This window comes from Niabella agricola (genome assembly GCF_021538615.1).
Classification (GTDB): Bacteria; Bacteroidota; Bacteroidia; order Chitinophagales; family Chitinophagaceae; genus Niabella; species Niabella agricola.
The window spans coordinates 4470209-4487173 of record NZ_JAJHIZ010000003.1; the positions used below are offsets into that span (position 1 = coordinate 4470209).

General features: G+C 45.2%; 14 protein-coding genes. 10 read left to right on the forward strand and 4 right to left on the reverse strand.

Going from position 1 to position 16965, the window contains the following annotated elements; genetic code table 11:
- Positions 1–91 precede the first annotated feature (91 nt).
- The 4 genes from LL912_RS23895 (at position 92) to LL912_RS23910 (ending at position 6608) form a co-directional block, all read left to right on the forward strand.
- Positions 92–3334: a SusC/RagA family TonB-linked outer membrane protein gene (locus tag LL912_RS23895; RefSeq protein ID WP_235556149.1), complete on the forward strand. Its 3243-nt coding sequence runs from the start codon at positions 92–94 to the stop codon at positions 3332–3334.
- The gene (locus LL912_RS23900) at positions 3306–4874 is read left to right on the forward strand and encodes a SusD/RagB family nutrient-binding outer membrane lipoprotein (RefSeq protein ID WP_235556150.1); all 1569 of its coding nucleotides are present in this window, start codon (positions 3306–3308) and stop codon (positions 4872–4874) included. The genes LL912_RS23895 and LL912_RS23900 overlap by 29 nt, the downstream gene beginning before the upstream one ends.
- Positions 4875–4892: 18 nt before the next feature.
- On the forward strand, positions 4893–5756 hold the full coding sequence (locus LL912_RS23905; protein ID WP_235556151.1) for a DUF1735 domain-containing protein: 864 nt from the start codon (positions 4893–4895) through the stop codon (positions 5754–5756).
- A 543-nt stretch (positions 5757–6299) separates the two neighbouring features.
- Complete coding sequence (locus LL912_RS23910; protein WP_235556152.1) at positions 6300–6608, forward strand: DUF3467 domain-containing protein; 309 nt, start codon at positions 6300–6302, stop codon at positions 6606–6608.
- Positions 6609–6734: 126 nt separating this feature from the next.
- Here the strand turns inward: LL912_RS23910 and LL912_RS23915 are convergent, their stop codons facing one another.
- Positions 6735–7121, reverse strand: coding sequence for a hypothetical protein (locus LL912_RS23915; RefSeq protein WP_235556153.1), 387 nt, complete (start codon positions 7119–7121; stop codon positions 6735–6737).
- Positions 7122–7173: 52 nt separating this feature from the next.
- Positions 7174–7776, reverse strand: coding sequence for an ankyrin repeat domain-containing protein (locus LL912_RS23920; protein ID WP_235556154.1), 603 nt, complete (start codon positions 7774–7776; stop codon positions 7174–7176).
- A 148-nt stretch (positions 7777–7924) separates the two neighbouring features.
- On the opposite strand from LL912_RS23920, the gene LL912_RS23925 reads away from it, so the two are divergent.
- Entirely contained in the window at positions 7925–8965 is a 1041-nt protein-coding gene (locus LL912_RS23925; protein ID WP_235556155.1) for a hypothetical protein, read from the forward strand.
- A gap of 172 nt (positions 8966–9137) precedes the next feature.
- Here LL912_RS23925 and LL912_RS23930 read toward each other — a convergent pair whose 3' ends face one another.
- Positions 9138–9752, reverse strand: coding sequence for a hypothetical protein (locus LL912_RS23930; protein WP_235556156.1), 615 nt, complete (start codon positions 9750–9752; stop codon positions 9138–9140).
- A 211-nt stretch (positions 9753–9963) separates the two neighbouring features.
- Between LL912_RS23930 and LL912_RS23935 the strand changes: the two genes are divergently transcribed.
- From LL912_RS23935 to lysA, 4 genes are all read left to right on the forward strand, one after another.
- Positions 9964–10833: a phosphodiester glycosidase family protein gene (locus LL912_RS23935; RefSeq protein ID WP_235556157.1), complete on the forward strand. Its 870-nt coding sequence runs from the start codon at positions 9964–9966 to the stop codon at positions 10831–10833.
- Positions 10834–10973: 140 nt separating this feature from the next.
- Positions 10974–11855 (forward strand): ATP synthase F1 subunit gamma, encoded by an 882-nt coding sequence (atpG, locus tag LL912_RS23940; RefSeq protein WP_235556158.1) that lies wholly within the window; start codon positions 10974–10976, stop codon positions 11853–11855.
- An 85-nt stretch (positions 11856–11940) separates the two neighbouring features.
- The gene (scpB, locus tag LL912_RS23945; RefSeq protein WP_235556159.1) at positions 11941–12789 is read left to right on the forward strand and encodes an SMC-Scp complex subunit ScpB; all 849 of its coding nucleotides are present in this window, start codon (positions 11941–11943) and stop codon (positions 12787–12789) included.
- Positions 12790–12852: 63 nt separating this feature from the next.
- Entirely contained in the window at positions 12853–14064 is a 1212-nt protein-coding gene (gene lysA, locus LL912_RS23950; RefSeq protein WP_235556160.1) for a diaminopimelate decarboxylase, read from the forward strand.
- Positions 14065–14329: 265 nt separating this feature from the next.
- Here the strand turns inward: lysA and ychF are convergent, their stop codons facing one another.
- Positions 14330–15427 carry a redox-regulated ATPase YchF gene (gene ychF / locus LL912_RS23955; RefSeq protein WP_235556161.1) on the reverse strand — a complete coding sequence of 366 codons (1098 nt, stop codon included), beginning with the start codon at positions 15425–15427 and terminating at the stop codon, positions 14330–14332.
- Positions 15428–15675: 248 nt separating this feature from the next.
- On the opposite strand from ychF, the gene LL912_RS23960 reads away from it, so the two are divergent.
- Entirely contained in the window at positions 15676–16947 is a 1272-nt protein-coding gene (locus LL912_RS23960; RefSeq protein WP_235556162.1) for a nucleoside recognition domain-containing protein, read from the forward strand.
- The last annotated feature ends 18 nt before the right edge of the window (positions 16948–16965 follow it).

Sequence of the window (16965 nt, forward strand, 5' to 3'; positions counted from 1 at the left end):
TTGTTAGTATTTGCCAAAGGTTAAAAAAAGATCAACAATTTGTTAAAACGATGTACTTTGCATGGTTATTATGAAAAAATCATAACAACCGTTGGGCATCAAAAAATTGCTAATTATATCTTTTAACAAAAAAAAATTCATGAGAAAAATTGTATTGTTGCTTTTGGTACTAGCGACATTTTCTATTGAAGCCTTTTCCCAAACAAAGGCTGTTACAGGGACTGTTACCGGCGAGTCTGGTATCGCTGTTCCCTTTGCCACAATCACCGAAGTGAATACCAAAAACGCTGTCTCCGCAGATAGCTCTGGTAACTTCAGTATTCAAGTAAAGCGGGGTGCCACCCTGGAAATTTCTGCCACCGGGTATCAGACTTTACGGAGATTTGTTGGCAATGAATCAATTGTAAACGTCAATCTTGAGCCAAGTCAGGGCCAAACGATTTCCGAAGTAGTTGTAACTACGGCTTTGGGTATAAAGCGTCAGGCTAAAGAGTTGGGTTATGCCGCCACAACCTTGTCGAATGCAACGGTTACAAAGGCCAAGGCACCTAACGTGCAACAAGCGTTAAATGGTAAGGTGTCAGGGTTAAACGTAACAACGGTAAACAGCAGCGTTTTTGAAGACGCTAAAATTAACATCCGGGGTATTCGATCTTTAACCGGTAATAACCAGCCGATGTTAGTATTAGACGGACAGCCGACTCCGCTGAGTTTTTTAAGTACAATAGCACCCGACGACATTCAGGATTTAACAATCTCAAAAAGTTCAACATCTGCTGCTATCTATGGCCCCGACGCGGTGAATGGTGTGATTTTTATCAATACCAAACGGGGGACAAATGGCGATCGTCCTATTATCAACTTTAGCACATCTCTTCAGATGGCGAGAGTTGCATTTTTCCCGAAATTACAACATGAGTTTGGGGCCGGTGCCGGTGAAGAAGTAGACCCCTACGGAAACTATTTGTATGTACCATATGAAAATCAGATTTATGGTCCCCGCTTCGACGGCTCTATGAAAATGATTGGCCGGGTAATCGAAGATGGGAGCTTTCAGGAATTTCCCTATACGAACCAGTTTGCCAGTGATAAAAAGAAGTTTTGGAATACCGGTATGACCCTGCAAAACCAGTTCTCTTACATGGCAAAGAACTTTTATTTTGGTCTTACAGATGCCAAAATAAAGGGATTGATGCCAGATGATAAGAACCGGAGAACCACGTTTAGATTGAATGCAGGAAATGAGTTTAACCGTCTTAGTATCAATTATGGTTTGGATTACACCTTGCAAAATTGGGATATTGTAAACGAAGCTTTGATGCCCAATGTTTTTGCGAGTGGTTCTTCTTATGTAGGTAGTGTGCTTTTTGCGGTAATGCAAACGCCGGACAACGTTCCAATTACACGCTACAAAGATTGGAGGAACGATAAATGGGCACAATACGATAATTATTTTAACGATTTTGCTTTAAACCCTTATTGGATTATTGGAAACCTGAGACAAAAAGGAACACAACATTATCTGGTTGGGCATGCCGATCTGGCCTTTAAAATTACTTCATGGTTAAAAGCCAATGCGAAGTTAAGTTCAACCATTACTTCACAGGCCTACCGGAATACAACCGGACCGATTGAGGTAAGCGACTGGGCTCATGCCAACAGATCTGCAACTCAGTACACCAGCAATCCGGGTAAAGTATTTGACGGTAGTTCTTTAAACAGCCGGATTAACTTAGATTATTTCTTAAACGGTGAGAATAAGTTTGGTGATTTTAACCTGAAGTATATTTTAGGAGGAAACGTGAGGCAGGATAAATCTTCCTCTGTGGGTGCTGGTGGAAACAACCAGATTGTTAAAGGCATTTACAATGTGAATCTGCGATTGGGTGAACCGACGGTAGGAGCCAACGGAACATTCATGAATCGTATTATGTCTGCTTATGGAAGCGCATTGCTGGGTTATAAAGGGTGGGCGTTTGTTGAATTTACCGGAAGAAATGACTGGGATAGCCGTTTGTCACAGCAAAACTATTCTGTATTTTATCCAAGTGTGAACGGATCGCTGATTTTATCTGATGCTATTTCCAGCTTAAAAAACAGTTCACTTTTATCCTATCTTAAAGTTAGAGGAGGGTATTCTAAGTCAGGGAACGTGAATCTTGGTGTATACGCTTTGGAACCCACGTATTCCCAATTTAGTGGATTCCCTTATGGAACAACTCCCGGGTTTACAGCGGGGAATGTGGATGTAGATCCTAATCTGACTCCGGAATTTGTGAAAACGCTGGAAGCGGGTGTTGAAGCGGGTTTTTTCAAGAACCGAATCAATGTTGAAGCCACTTATTTCAACCAGAATAACGATAACCAAATATTGTTGGTGAATCAGTCTCCTGCTACCGGTTACAGGGGGTATTTAACCAATGCTGCCAGTTTTAAAAACTACGGGGTTGAGTTGGATCTTGGGCTGACGCCTCTTGTAAACATTGGCACCAAAGGCAAGATTGATTTAAAAATAAATGCAACGTATAACGACAACGAGGTAACAAAGACGTTAAATGGTAACACTATTTCCATTGGAGGAAATGGCGGGTTTATCCAGAATTCTGTAGGCTCTCCAAGTGTAACATTGGTGGCGCAGGAAGGATCACATGCCTTTATGTTCCAGGGGTATGATTACGCAAGAGACCCTGCTACAGGTAAAGTAATTGTTGACGCGGTTACGGGGTATCCTACACAAGCCGAATTAACTTCGAACATCGGCAGAACACTCCCGCTGTGGGTGGTAGGTGCCACACCGTCCTTTAGCTATGGTAATTTGAGTTTGAGCCTCACTTGGGATTATAAAACCGGGCATACATATTTTGCCGGAATGGGAAGCGACCTGGATTTCTCCGGTATATCAGCCAGAAGTGCTGAATACGGAAGACAACGCTTTGTATTCCCGAATTCGGTTTACTATGATGAGGCTGCCAAGAAATATGTAGATAATAAAACCATCATGGTACAGGATGGTAACTACGGCTTCTGGACTGGTGGAAAGGTGAACACATTAATTATGACCAACTATTTAAGCAGTGCGGCGGCCGTACGGCTCCGGGAACTGAATTTGTCATATATCATTCCTCAGAAATTATTAGGTAACGTTTCCAGCGTTATTAAAAAGCTTACAGTTAGTGCTATTGGAAGAAATCTCTTGATTTTTGTTCCCAAGTCGAATCAATGGGGTGATCCTGAATTTAACTATAGTTCGGACGGGAACACCTACGGGGTAAGCAGCAGTTATCAATCGCCTGCCTCAAGATTTTATGGTGGAACCATTTCTATCCAATTTTAAACACTTAAATTTTAGACTGATGAAAATAAATCTTAAACGAATTAGTTTATTGCTGGTTCCAGCATTGATGATGCTGGCATCATGCAAAAAGTTTTTGGATGTGAATCAGAATCCAAACCAGGCTACTGATAAAAATATACCCTACAGGACTTTATTTACCGGAGCGCTTGAGTCTGCAGCTGAGCAACAGGCAGGTGGGCCCACTTTTTTGATGCACTGGATGGGGTATTGGGCATCACCTGGAGACTATGCTATTGATCAATCTGAAACAACGTATAATGTTCCCAACTCGTTTACAAACGGAGTGTGGACTTCTACTTACGATTTATTATTTGATTTGTATCAGACAAAAACAAAAGCATTAGCTGAGAAGGATTCGGTAACGGCGGGATGCGCAATGATCCTTTCAGTGCGATACTTTCAGGACCTGGTGGACATTTTTGGAAATGTTCCCTATTCCCAATGTTTTAACTCTTATAGAACACCGCAGCCCGTATATGATAAAGCTGAGGATATTTATAAAGATTTGTCAAAAGTATTGGATACCGCTGTAAAGTATTTAAAGGCAAACATGAATGAATCACAAACGGCGGCATTCAATAAATCAGATATTGCCACTGGTGGAAACCTGGCGAAATGGAATAAGCTAGCCAATACCTACAGGCTAAGGCTTTGTATCCGGCAATCGGAAGTGGCCGGGTTTAATCCCGCCCCGGAGATTGCTAAGGTCAAGGCAAATGGTGGAGTACTGCTTGCCGGAGAATCGTTCTCGGTTAATCCTGGTTATACCGATGCAGATAACAAGCAATCGCCTTTCTACGGTAACTTTGCTTATACACCATTAGGAACCGGAGCAAGCGCAACCGTTCGTGCCAATAACTATATGGCGGATATTTTATTTAATTCCTCTGATTCCAGGTGGCTATATTATTACCGTCCAATTAGCGGTAATATTGTTGGATGTACTTACGGTCTTGCTAACGGTAACCCAACAGGTGCGTCAAGTTCAATCGTTGGTACCGGCACTGCCAGAAGCGCCACACAAAATGCCTGGATCTATCCATCTTTTGAATCCATGTTTTTAAGAGCGGAAGCAATTGCAAGGGGATGGTATGTTGACAACCTCACCAATGCGAAAACGGCTTATGAGCAGGCTGTAACAGAAAATTATGTATGGCTAAATGTTACAGACGCACAAGAAGATGCAGCATGGTATTTAGACGGAAGTCAAAACCCCGACGGAGCCGAAATCGCTGATTTTTCGAATGCAGGAAATACGGCAGCATCCAGGGCTAAATTTATCGCATTTCAAAAATATATAGCGCTTAACAGTATTGATGTGTTTGAAGCGTGGTTTGATTTGAACAGGTTACATATGATGCCGGATAACGGCTATATTTCTGTAAATCCTGCGAGAGTTTCAAACACATTGCCTGTTCGGTTGGTATACCCCGATATTGAACGCAGGACAAACGCTGCAAACGTTTCAGCACAAGGCAATATCAATATTTTCAACACAAAATTGTTTTGGCAACCATAAGAATCAAAAATATAAGAAATGAAAAAGTATTTTGCTGTATATATTGCCGGACTGTTATTACTGCCGGTATTGCTGATCAGTTGCTTAAAGGATGATAGTTATGATAGCGGGGCCTATCAGGCAGTTAGAGACCGGGAAGGAATCAAAGTGATCAGCCTGGGACTGGCTACGACGAGTTCGGATGATTTTGCTTCTGTGGCATTTGACAATTCGAATAATGATACAATCGTTAATCTGGTACCCGTGGAGCTCGGGGGCACTTCAAATGCACAGGAAGACATCCATGTTACAGTGGAACAGGACAATAGTCTGGTTACCAAGTATAATGAGGAGCATGAAGAAGAATACCTGGTTCCTAATAATGTGACGATTGTTAACCCGGTTGTTATCATTCCTAAAGGAGGCCGGGTTGGATTTCTCCAGGTGAAATTTAAGCCAAGCAATCTGATCGGTATTAGTTACGCTCTTGGATTCAAAATAAAAAGCGTTAGTGAAGCGGGTTATAATATTGGCAATTATAATAGTGGTGTTGCGGCGATTGTGATCAAGAACAAATACGACGGAGTTTATTTGGCTTCTGGTGTATTTACACACCCGACACTGGGTGGTAATTTCAGCAACAAGGAATGGAAAATGATCACTACAAGCGCAAATGCTTTGCAATTCCAGTTGAATACGACGGCATTATTTTCGGTTGTGGTTGATGTTGAAATTAAAGCAGATAATAAACTAGCAATCACATCATCCAGCGTTGTATTGACGCCGTATGATCCTGCGAAGAACTATTACGACCCAGCAACGAGAACGTTTCATATGGAGTTTGGGTATAGTGGTAATACCAGGTATATGGTGGCGACCGCTGTATATAATCGTCCGAGATAATATCTTTAAAATACGTTAGATTGAACCGCTCCAAAATGGAGCGGTTTTTTGTTATTTCGGAATTCCGGTTATTTTATAATGACTCAGTTTTGGGGTTTTCAAAGAACGATATGAAGGCCGTCGTGAAACGGAATAACTATGCATTGATCCGGCCAGACAATTTACTCTGATGATTACAGTTTTGCATTGGTGGACGATGGGGGGCCAAACTGGTATGGGGGTGTTGTTGGGATTGGAGATCAAAACGTATCCGGTATGACTGTTGAGTTGTATTCAAAATCCAACATTACTATAGTGGCTCTGAATGTACTTCCAAGTGACCAAACCCAGGTCAATATTAAACCAAGCACGGGTTCTGCAGTATCGAAAGTCAAGTTCACGGGCTGTAATGGCACGCTTACAAAGCTGGTTTATATAAGAGGGCCCTATGGTCCACCAGTATATATATGATTCTTGGTTAATGAACAGGATTGCTGTAGAAAATACATTAAGGGCGCCTTTTTAGAGCGGCCTTTTTTACTACCTTCGCCCAAATACAATACAATGAGCGAACAACCATCCAACCAGTTAAATATAGAAATTTCGGAAGAAGTAGCGGAAGGTACGTATGCCAACCTGGCGATCATTACTCATTCGATGGCGGAATTTGTGATCGATTTTGTAAATGTGATGCCGGGAACACCCAAGAGTAAGGTGAAATCGAGGATCGTATTTACTCCCCAGCATGCCAAGCGTTTTATGAAGGCCCTGATCGATAATATTGAGAAATTCGAGGCTACACAGGGTGTGATCAAGGACTTGGATGAAATGCAATTGCCGGTGAACTTTGGCGGACCAACGGCACAGGCCTAACCAATGCTGTTTCAGGTTTAAAAGTTTAAGGTTCCTGGTTGATGTCTTCGTTCACAGATTACGGATCGATCCGGCCTCTTAGACCAGTAATGCATTACATAGCAATCAAAATCAGAAACCGTAAACTTATCGCCTTCTTGCGCGGCGGGGAACTTCGGCCTCATATTTCGGTAGAGGGGGGTCAGGTTTTTGTTTGATCCAGATCACGATGTTGCGCGTCATTTTAGGATTGCTTTTCAAAGCCGCGGTGATAGAAACTTTTTGCGCGGCGGGTGCTTCGGGCAATACCAGGCTGTTACCTTCAAACTTTCCATAGTCGGTAGTAAACCGCAGTTCCTTGTCGGTAAGGGGTTGCCAGCTGCCGTCACTCATTTTTCCGTCTACATTAATATAATTATAGGTGCCCTTTTTCAGGCTGTCTGTATACAGATGAAAATGAATGCTTTCAATCTGCTGCGCGTTGGTGGCATTGATTACCAACATCCATAAAAGAAAAACACCGGCCTGTTTCATAATTCTTAAACAACTGGTTTCTTGTAAGACGCAGTATCGGAGCAAAAGGTTGTTATGGAAGAGCGCCGGCGGCTTTTAGTAATGCCGCTATTTTGGGATATTCCAGGCGCTGTGCATGCGCCAGAGGGGATACGCCCTTTTTATCCGGGAGGTTTACATCGCAGCCTCCGGCAATGAGCGCTGCAACAACAGGGGCATGTGTGGCGTCGCCTTCTCCCAGGATAATAGCTTCCAGCAAGGCAGTCCAGCCCAGGTTATTCACATGATCAACAGGGAAGCCAGGGGTGTTCGCCAGCAACCGTACCACGTCCAGGTGGGCTTTTTCAGCTGCCGGAATCAGCGCCGTACCACCGTAGCGGTTAAAAATCCTGAAATCGGCGCCATGTTCCAGGCAAGCTGCTACCACGGTGGTAAATCCCTGTGCACCAGCATATAAAAACGGTGTATAAAGTACCATATCCTGGGCATTCACATTGGCTCCATGTGCAATCAACAGCAGGGCCGTTTCTACCTGCTTTTTGTATAAGGCATATAGCAGCGGTGTTTGTCCTTCCGGATTGCTTCTTTCCAGGTTGGGGCTGCGGGTTAGGGCTTCTTTTATATACCCGGTGTTACCATCGTCAATGCACCGGAAAAGATCAATTGTTCCTTTCATCCTTTTTATTAAACACGTTATTATTGTTATAGCATTTTGCTGTGTTTACAATAATAAGTTGTTTTTAGAATATATACGCGAATTACTTTCGAACGTTCGTTTTCTGTTTCCGCCTGTTTTTTTAGTTTTTTATTGCGAACTTTGAACGATGCGGGTATCCAAAAAAGACGCAGAAATAATCCATAATGCCATTGACCGGTGGGAGGAAGAAAAGGTGGTTGATTCGGAAAAAGCAGACCAGTTGCGAAACGCTGTGACTGTATATAAAGACGACCTGGGATCTTTTACCTTTTATGCTTTTGTGGCAGCCGTTTCCTGCGCTATTCTTGCATTTGGAGCCATTGTACTGGATGAAAAATGGATTGAACGGCTTCGCCGGTTCTTCGCGTTTTCGGAAGTTCTGATCGGGAGCATTTTTTTGTTGCTTTCTATTTTGTTGATCTGGTTCGCCCGGAAGCGAAAACAAAAGCATCCCGACGCGGCCCTGAGCAATGAAAGCTTTAACATCCTTGCAGTGTTAAGCCTGGGAATTGCCATTACCTATTTGACCCGCGGCCTGGGGGATGGATACCGGTTTTATGGGTTGGTCGTTTTTGCACTGGCCGTCAGTTATGGTTTTGCAGCTACCTACCTGCAATCAAAACTGGTATGGGTCTGTGCCTTGCTGGCGCTTGTCGTAAGCTGGTGTATTCAAACCTGGACATGGTCGGCTCCGGCGCATTTGTATTTCCTGGGAATGAATTATCCGTTGCGGATGACGATTTTCTGCGCGGTGCTGCTGGCGGTAACCGGTTTTTCAGGCCGGCGGCTGCAAACAACCCAACTACCTTTTTACGAGATCACGATCTATTTCTTTTGGATCTTCTTCCTGCTGTCGGGTTTGTTCCTGTCTGTATCGGGAAACCTTAGTTATGATGTATGGAGCAATATCCGCCAGGGACGTCTTTTCCCTTGGGCACTCGGTTATACCCTGCTGTTGTGCGGCCTTATTGTATATGCTTATAAGTTTAAGGACGAGCTGTTCCGTGACCTGGTATTGCTGTTCTTTCTGCTGAATATCTATACCCGGTATTTTGAATATTTCTGGGATAAAACCAATAAAGGGATCTTTTTTGCCATCCTGGCGCTTTCTTTTTGGCTGATCGGCCGCAAAACGGAGCAGCTGCGCAAGCGTTTTATGAAAGGGTAGTGACAGCCGCCAGTTCCCGGCGATCGATCCTGTTACCAGTCGTGCATTACAGCTGGTGTTCCTGGTTTCATGTTTCGGCGTTAATCGATACGGATGGCGCATTTGGGTTTTAGCGGCCGCATCGGCATCAGATATGTACAGGTACCAAAAGCTAACCGTTGACAATAAACAATTAAAACATCAACCCCAACCCCAATGTTCCGCCGGCAACTGTATGATCGCCATAGCGCTGGGCTTTAAAATTCAACGAAGGAACCAGCGAAATAAGGTCGCTCAGGTAAAATTTATAGGCAGCACCCAGTTTGATGAACGGGCCGCCGTTGAAAAAAGGCTTATGGTCTTTATTGCTGGCTTGTAAGGAAGGGGCATACCCGGCATTCACAAGAAACATTGTGCCGTTGATACTGTTCCTGGGATAGTACCGGAAATCGGCAAAAATGGGAAGTGAAGTAATCCGCGCTCCATGAAATTGCAGGGTATCATCCGATACTGCAGCCGACGGATAATATTTGTAATGCGAAAACTGCAAACCTACACCAAGGCCGATCGAAAACTGAGGATTTACAAAATAACCGTTGACGGTCTGCATTTCAAACCCTGCTTTAAACCGGGCATTCCCTTCGTTCAGCATGGCAGAATCAATGGACCACATTACCTGTAATTCCGCCGGAGTGGTAATATTAAAATAGCCCTTTTCCTGTTTTGTTTTTAAGGATTGTCCCTGTGTAACGGTGCATACGCAAAGAAGCAACGGTAACACCAGCACGCGGTGGATAAATTGTAGCATGGTCGATCGTTTAATGGTTGATGAAGGTACGTAGCGGGCCGGATCCCCGGTAACAACTGTTTCCCAACCGTATCATAAATACGTGCAGGTTTATTTAAAACAGGCTGTTGATACATAAAGCGACCCGTTATTAAAATTACATTATAGTTTTCTTTAATCAAAATAATGCGACAAAAACATTGCATTTTTGTACCCCAAAAAATTCAAAACGATGTTTACCGGTTGCATAGCCCGGAAGGGTGCTTTTTTACTGTTGTTGACAATGGGCTTTTTAATGGCTGCAGCACAGGATATGGATTCGGTTCAGTTTGTAAAAGCGGCCTGGAAAAAAGAACGTTTGGGAGCCGGCGTGCAGTTGTACACCCGGCAGTTCACAGATAAAGCGCTTTTTGCTTCCAACCAGTTTATTGTTTATGCGGTAATAAAAAACAGGGGTAGAAAAAAACGGTTTCATATAGCTGCCGAAAAAAAAATGTTGAAACCGGTATCCGTTTTCGCAAGGGAGGCGAATGCGATTGTTGCCGTGAATGGCAATTTTTTTAATACAAAAGACGGTGGTTCGGTAGACTATGTGAAAACCGATGGTCGTTTGATCAGCGAAAACCTTGTGGGAGGCGGTGGAAAACTCAGCGCCCACCAGCGGTCTGCCATAGCCATAAAAAGAGGAAAATTATCCATTGTTGCCGGCAATGACAAGGCAGACTGGCCGGATGCCATTGCCGCCAGCTCGGTTATGGCCAACGGCCCTTTACTAACCCTGGATGCGGTGGACCAGGTAATGGATGCCTCGGCTTTTTCGCGGAACCGGCATCCCCGTACTGCGGTGGGCCTTACAAAAAGAGGTAAGGTGATCCTGCTGGTAGCCGATGGACGGTATACAAATGCTGCAGGCTTGAGCCTCGGTGAATTACAAAAAATCATGCGTTGGCTTAACTGTAGCTCCGCTATCAATTTCGATGGGGGCGGCTCTTCCACTTTGTGGACCCGGAAAAGGGGCGTGGTCAATCATCCTTCGGATAATAAAAAATGGGATCATGAAGGCGAGCGGCCTGTCGCTAACGTGTTGTATTACAGCAAATAATCCACTTGATATCGGAATTTATCCGACCTTTTTCCACATGGTATTCAATTTGCCGCGCTCAGATATGGAAATCTGGCAATTAGCGCGTACTTTTGCGCCTTAAAATCACGGATATTCAGCATTAAAACAGTCAGAAAACTATGGCAGGTCAGTTAAAAGAGGTTCGGAATCGCATCAGTTCGGTACAAAGCATGCAGCAGATCACCAAGGCAATGAAAATGGTAAGTGCTGCAAAATTCCGTCGTGCACAGGATGCCATCCTTCAGATGCGGCCCTATGCGCAGAAACTGCAGGAAATGCTGAGCAATATTGTAAGCAACAATGATGGTGATACCGAAATTGCACTGGCGGCGGAAAGACCCGTTGAAAATGTACTGGTGATTGCCATTACCAGCGACCGGGGACTGGCGGGCGCATTTAACGCGAATGTAATCAAACTGACCAAGTCCCTGATTCGCGAAAAATACCAGCGCCAGTTTGAGAAAGGTAATGTAACCATCTGGAACCTGGGTAAAAAAGGATACGAGGCGCTGACCAAGGCCGGGTATAAAACAAATGACACCTATAGGGACATTTTTCTGCAACTTTCATTTGAGAATGTGCAAAAGATCGCTACCGAAGCCATGAAGGCCTTTGAAGAAAAAAAATTTGATGCTGTAGAGATCGTGTACAGCCAGTTTAGAAACGCTGCCACGCAGGTTTTTACGGTGGAGCCTTTTTTGCCGATTCCCAAAGTGGAAAAGAAGGAAGGCATTGCTAAAGCCGATTTTATTTTTGATCCCAATAAGGAAGAACTGATCGCGGAGCTGATGCCCAAGATCCTGAATACCCAGTTATTCAAGGCCGTGCTGGACTCCAACGCTTCTGAGCATGGTGCCCGGATGACCTCCATGGATAAAGCTTCCGAGAATGCCAATGAAATGTTACGGAACCTGAAGCTTTCTTACAACCGGGCACGGCAGGCGGCAATTACCACAGAGCTTACCGAAATCGTAAGCGGAGCCGCGGCCTTACAGGGATAAGATACTTGTTCAATGTTTCAGGTTTAGGGTCGATGTTGTTTTACCCTTAACTTTAAACCCTGAACGTTAAACCTCGAAGTTTCTCATGGATATAACCGGATTGATCCCCCATATTGAAGCGCTGATCTTCGCAAGCGACAAGCCGCTTACCCCGCTGGAGCTGACAGACCTGCTGAACAGCGCATTTGGGTTTATGGAAGATAAGATCACACTGGACCAGGTGGAAGCGTCGATTGAAGGCGTTGTAGAAAAGTACAACTCGGAATTTTACCCGTTTGAAGTACGCGAGAGCGGTGGAGGCTGGCAATTCCTTACCAAAAAAGACTATCATAAAACCGTTGCCCAGATCAATGGTGATAAATTTATGAAACGCCTGTCGCCGGCAGCTTTGGAAACCTTATCGATCATTGCTTACAAGCAGCCAGTTACAAAGGGCGAAATCGAAGCTATCCGGGGAGTTAGTGCAGATTATGCCATTCAGAAATTGCTGGAAAAGGAACTGGTGATCATCAGTGGCCGTAACGAAAAGCTGCCCGGTCATCCTTTAGTATATTCTACATCAAAAACGTTCATGGATTATTTTGGGATCAATTCGGCTGAAGAGTTGCCCAAGATAAAGGAAGTGCTGGCAGAGCAGGAGATCTTACCAACCCCGGTTGATGAGGAAGGAAATGCCATTGCACCGGATGCCCCGGTTAATGAAGACGGCCATCCACTGGTGATTGCCGAAAACGGCGAACTGATCGAAGCCGCCGGAACGGATACCGCCGCCGATGCAGAGGCTGCAACGCTGCCGGAGACTCAGAGCGAAATAACAACTGAAGAAATAACCGAAGCGGCTGAGTCAGAAGCTCCAGTGCAGGAGAATGCCGATGATGCCGAAGCGGGATCTGAAGATCAAACAGAAGATACGAAGACGCCGGATGAAGAGTAACTGCTGCCCGGCCCATTATTTTTATGTAGCAGTAGTTTTACTGCTTTTTTTGTAAATACGATTATGAGCGAACAATTAACAAACGAACAGCTGATTCAGGTTGCGCAGGAATTCGGAACCCCTGTATATGTATACAATGCTGATAAAATTGAAGTGCAATACCAGCGTTTGCGCACTGCTTTTGAAGGCGGACGCGTTAAAATATTTTATGCGGCAAAGGCGCTGACCAACCTGAGTGTGCTTCGTTTTATTCATCAGCTGGGTGCAAATGTAGACTGTAGCTCTATCAACGAGGTAAAGCTGGCCCTGCAGGCCGGTTTTGAGCCTGCACGTGTACTCTATACCAGCAACGGTATCCATTTTTCGGAAATTGAGGAAGCGTTAAAGCTGGGCGTATTTGTAAACATAGACAGCCTGTATAATCTTCAGAAGCTGGGTGAAAAATACGGCGGCCAATATCCGGTAGGTGTACGGCTGCGCCCGAATATTATGGCTGGCGGCAATCTTAAAATATCCACAGGGCACGATCGCAGTAAATTCGGGATTCCTGTAGAGCAACTGGGGCTGTTGGAGCAGTTGGTAAAAACCTATGGTATCCGGATTCAGAATCTGCATATCCACACCGGCAGCGATATTAAAGATGCCGATGTATTTATAAAAGGAATTGATGTGTTGTTCGATATCATTCCGCATTTCCCGGATCTGAAATCGATAGACCTGGGAGGCGGATTTAAAGTGGCTTATAAGGACGAAGACCCGGTGATCAATATCGAGGATCTTTCCCAAAAGGTACTGGCAGCCTTTGACGCCCATGAAGCTGCACGCCAACTGGAAATATGGTTTGAGCCGGGTAAATTTATGGTGAGTGAGTGCGGATACCTGGTCACTTCGGTGAACTTGCTTAAGGAAACGCCCGCTACCACTTTTGTGAGCATCAACAGTGGTTTCAATCATCTGATCCGTCCCATGTTTTATGATGCGTATCACCGGATTGAGAATCTTTCAAACCCCGATGGGAACGTAAAGCCCTACTCTGTGGTGGGAAATATTTGTGAAACGGATACGTTTGCCTGGGACCGGCCGCTGCCGGAAGTGCGGGAAGGAGACCTGTTGGTGTTTTATAATGCGGGGGCTTATGGCTATGAAATGGCCTCTACCTTCAACTCAAGATTTCGCCCGGCAGAGGTCATCATCCGCAACGGCAAGGCACAACTGATTCGCAAGAGAGATACGCTGGAAGACCTGACGCGTAACCAGGTGGTGGTGGATCTCTGATCTCTGAATACAACCAAATCCGGGGCTTGATTTAACCGCGATGGACGCAACGTGTTCGCAACGGTCGCAATGGGAGGAACCTAAATATTGAGAATTCTCCTGGCTCTCCCTGCGTGGCTCTAGCCTCTTACGGTTGCATTCAATCACCAGGATGCCGGGGCATGGGATGTATAAAAGGCAGCTACTATACTTTTCGGGGTACGATCTACCGCTTTAAGGAAACGGCACTAATCTCATTCCCACATCTTCACATTTCCACGTTTTTTTAAACATTAAACCGGAAATGCATAATATCGCCGTCCTTCACCAGGTATTCCTTGCCTTCAATGCGCAGCTTGCCGGCATCACGGGCACCCGCCTCAGACTTGTACTGTACGAAATCATTGTAGGCGATCACTTCGGCTTTGATAAAGCCTTTTTCAAAATCGGTATGAATCACACCGGCACATTGCGGTGCTTTCCAGCCGTTGTGGAAGGTCCAGGCCCGTACTTCCTGCACACCGGCAGTGAAATAGGTATTTAAGCCCAGTAATTTGTACGCCGACCGGATCAGGCGATCCAGGGCGGGTTCGGTCATTTTGTATTCATCCATAAACAGGGCCTTGTCATCCGGGTCTTCCATCTCAGAAATCTGCGCTTCAATCGAATTATTCATCACGATCATCTCTGCGTTCTCACTTTTGATGGCTTCTTTCAATGCTTCGGAAAATTTATTGCCGGTATGCATGGAAGGTTCATCCACATTTGCCACATATAAAACCGGTTTGTCTGTAAGTAGGAACAGGTCGGCAATGATCTCTTTCTCCTCCTTGCTCAGGTCTAAAGAACGGATGCTTTTTCCCTGTTCCAGGTGGGTCTTGCATTGCTGCAGCACCTCCAGTTCGGCTTTCGCTTTCGGATCGGTCTTGGCCTGCTTTTCTTTTTTCTGGATCTGCTTTTCCACGCTGTCCAGGTCTTTCAGCTGCAGTTCCGTGTCGATGATCTCCTTATCACCCACGGGGTTGATGGCGCCTTCATCCCGCAAGATGTTTTCATCTTCGAAGCAGCGGATGACATGAATGACGGCATCCACTTCGCGGATATTGGCCAGAAATTTATTACCCAGTCCCTCACCCTTGCTGGCGCCCCGCACCAGGCCGGCAATGTCTACAATTTCGATTTGGGTAGGCACCACACGTTCTGGTTGCACCAGTTCTGTAAGCACGCTCAGCCGCTCATCGGGTACGTTCACTAACCCCACATTGGGCTCAATGGTACAAAAGCGGTAATTGCTTGCCTGTGCTTTTGCACTGTTACTAACCGCGTTGAATAAAGTTGATTTTCCTACATTGGGTAATCCCACGATGCCTGCCTGTAATGCCATTATTGATTAAATTACAAATTCTAAATATTAAATTCCGGATCCGGGTCTTGTATCTCTGATCTCTGATCTCTGATCTCTGATCTCTGATCTCTGATCTCTGATCTCTGATCTCTGATCTCTGATCTCTGATCTCTGATCTCTGATCTCTGATCTCAATTTTCCGGCCGCAAAGGTACAAATTCTCTGCCGCAATTCTCAAATAAAGCCTAACTTCCCGCTTTCGATTTAAAATCATAATCTGACGCATTATGGCATTGAGCAGGATCTGGTCGGCATTCATCATTATAGCGATTCTTGTTGCCGCTTTTAAGTGCTTTTTTTTGGGAGAAACGCAGCTTTTCAGCTATATGATCAGTGGTAAGGCCAGTGATCCGGCCAACCCGTTGAAACTGGATGGTGTGATTGAAACCTGCTGGGTGGCGGTGGAGATCTGTCTGAAACTGATCGGGGTACTCTGTCTTTTTATGGGCTTTATGAGCATTGCCGAGCGGGCAGGAGGAATCCGGTTTTTATCCCGGATCATCGGCCCCTTCTTTTCAAAGATCTTTCCTGATGTGCCCAAGGATCATCCGGCGATGGGACATATGGTAATGAATTTTTCTGCTAATTTCCTGGGACTGGACAATGCCGCAACTCCTTTTGGACTAAAGGCCATGGAAAGCTTGCAGGAGCTGAATCCCAACAAGGATGTGGCTTCCAATGCCCAGATCATGTTCCTGTGCTTACATGCGGCCGGGTTTAATTTAATACCGGTTAGTGTGATCGCTATCCGGGCCGCTCAGAATGCCTCTGATCCCACCGATGTTTTTATTCCCTGTATGATCGTAACCTTTGTGGGTACACTCGTAGCATTGATCATTGTGTCGCTCCGTCAGAAAGTGAACCTGTTCCAACCCGTAATCCTGGTATGGCTACTGGGTATATCTGCAGCAGTAGTGGCACTGGTCCTTTACGTGTCGTCCCTGAATGCAGCCTCCATTCAATCATTTTCCGGTGTGCTTAGCAACGGACTGATCCTGCTGGTCTTTATTCTTATTGTGCTGGGTGGGGTGTATAAGAAGATTGATGTATTCAGTGCGTTTATCGATGGTGCCCGGGGAGGCTTTGATACTGCAATAAAAATTATCCCGTATATATTGGGCATCCTGGTGGCTGTAAGTATGCTGCGTACCAGCGGTACGTTTGATATGGTCATCAATGGCATGAAATACATGTTTCATGCGTTGGGGGCCGATACGCGTTTTGTTGACGCCCTTCCAACGGCGCTCATCCGTCCGCTGAGTGGCGGCGCCGCCAGGGGCATGATGGTAAGCACCATGACCACGTTTGGTCCGGATTCTTTTGCCAGCAAGCTTTCCGGTGTTTTTCAGGGGGCTGCGGATACCACTTTTTATGTGGTGGCGGTTTATTTTGGAGCAGTGGGTATTAAAAATACGCGGTATTCCATCGGCACCATGTTATTAGCCGATCTGGCCGGTGTAATTACGGCTATCGGCATCAGTTACCTGTTTTTTACCTGAACTTTTTGCCGGTTTTCC

Bases quoted from the DNA above. Each gene is read 5' to 3' on its own strand.
- LL912_RS23900 (WP_235556150.1), top strand. From the start codon at position 3,306: ATGGTGGAACCATTTCTATCCAATTTTAAACACTTAAATTTTAGACTG.
- LL912_RS23905 (WP_235556151.1), top strand. From the start codon at position 4,893: ATGAAAAAGTATTTTGCTGTATATATTGCCGGACTGTTATTACTGCCG.
- LL912_RS23910 (WP_235556152.1), top strand. From the start codon at position 6,300: ATGAGCGAACAACCATCCAACCAGTTAAATATAGAAATTTCGGAAGAA.
- LL912_RS23915 (WP_235556153.1), bottom strand. From the start codon at position 7,121: ATGAAACAGGCCGGTGTTTTTCTTTTATGGATGTTGGTAATCAATGCC.
- LL912_RS23920 (WP_235556154.1), bottom strand. From the start codon at position 7,776: ATGAAAGGAACAATTGATCTTTTCCGGTGCATTGACGATGGTAACACC.
- LL912_RS23925 (WP_235556155.1), top strand. From the start codon at position 7,925: ATGCGGGTATCCAAAAAAGACGCAGAAATAATCCATAATGCCATTGAC.
- LL912_RS23930 (WP_235556156.1), bottom strand. From the start codon at position 9,752: ATGCTACAATTTATCCACCGCGTGCTGGTGTTACCGTTGCTTCTTTGC.
- LL912_RS23935 (WP_235556157.1), top strand. From the start codon at position 9,964: ATGTTTACCGGTTGCATAGCCCGGAAGGGTGCTTTTTTACTGTTGTTG.
- atpG (WP_235556158.1), top strand. From the start codon at position 10,974: ATGGCAGGTCAGTTAAAAGAGGTTCGGAATCGCATCAGTTCGGTACAA.
- scpB (WP_235556159.1), top strand. From the start codon at position 11,941: ATGGATATAACCGGATTGATCCCCCATATTGAAGCGCTGATCTTCGCA.
- lysA (WP_235556160.1), top strand. From the start codon at position 12,853: ATGAGCGAACAATTAACAAACGAACAGCTGATTCAGGTTGCGCAGGAA.
- ychF (WP_235556161.1), bottom strand. From the start codon at position 15,427: ATGGCATTACAGGCAGGCATCGTGGGATTACCCAATGTAGGAAAATCA.
- LL912_RS23960 (WP_235556162.1), top strand. From the start codon at position 15,676: ATGGCATTGAGCAGGATCTGGTCGGCATTCATCATTATAGCGATTCTT.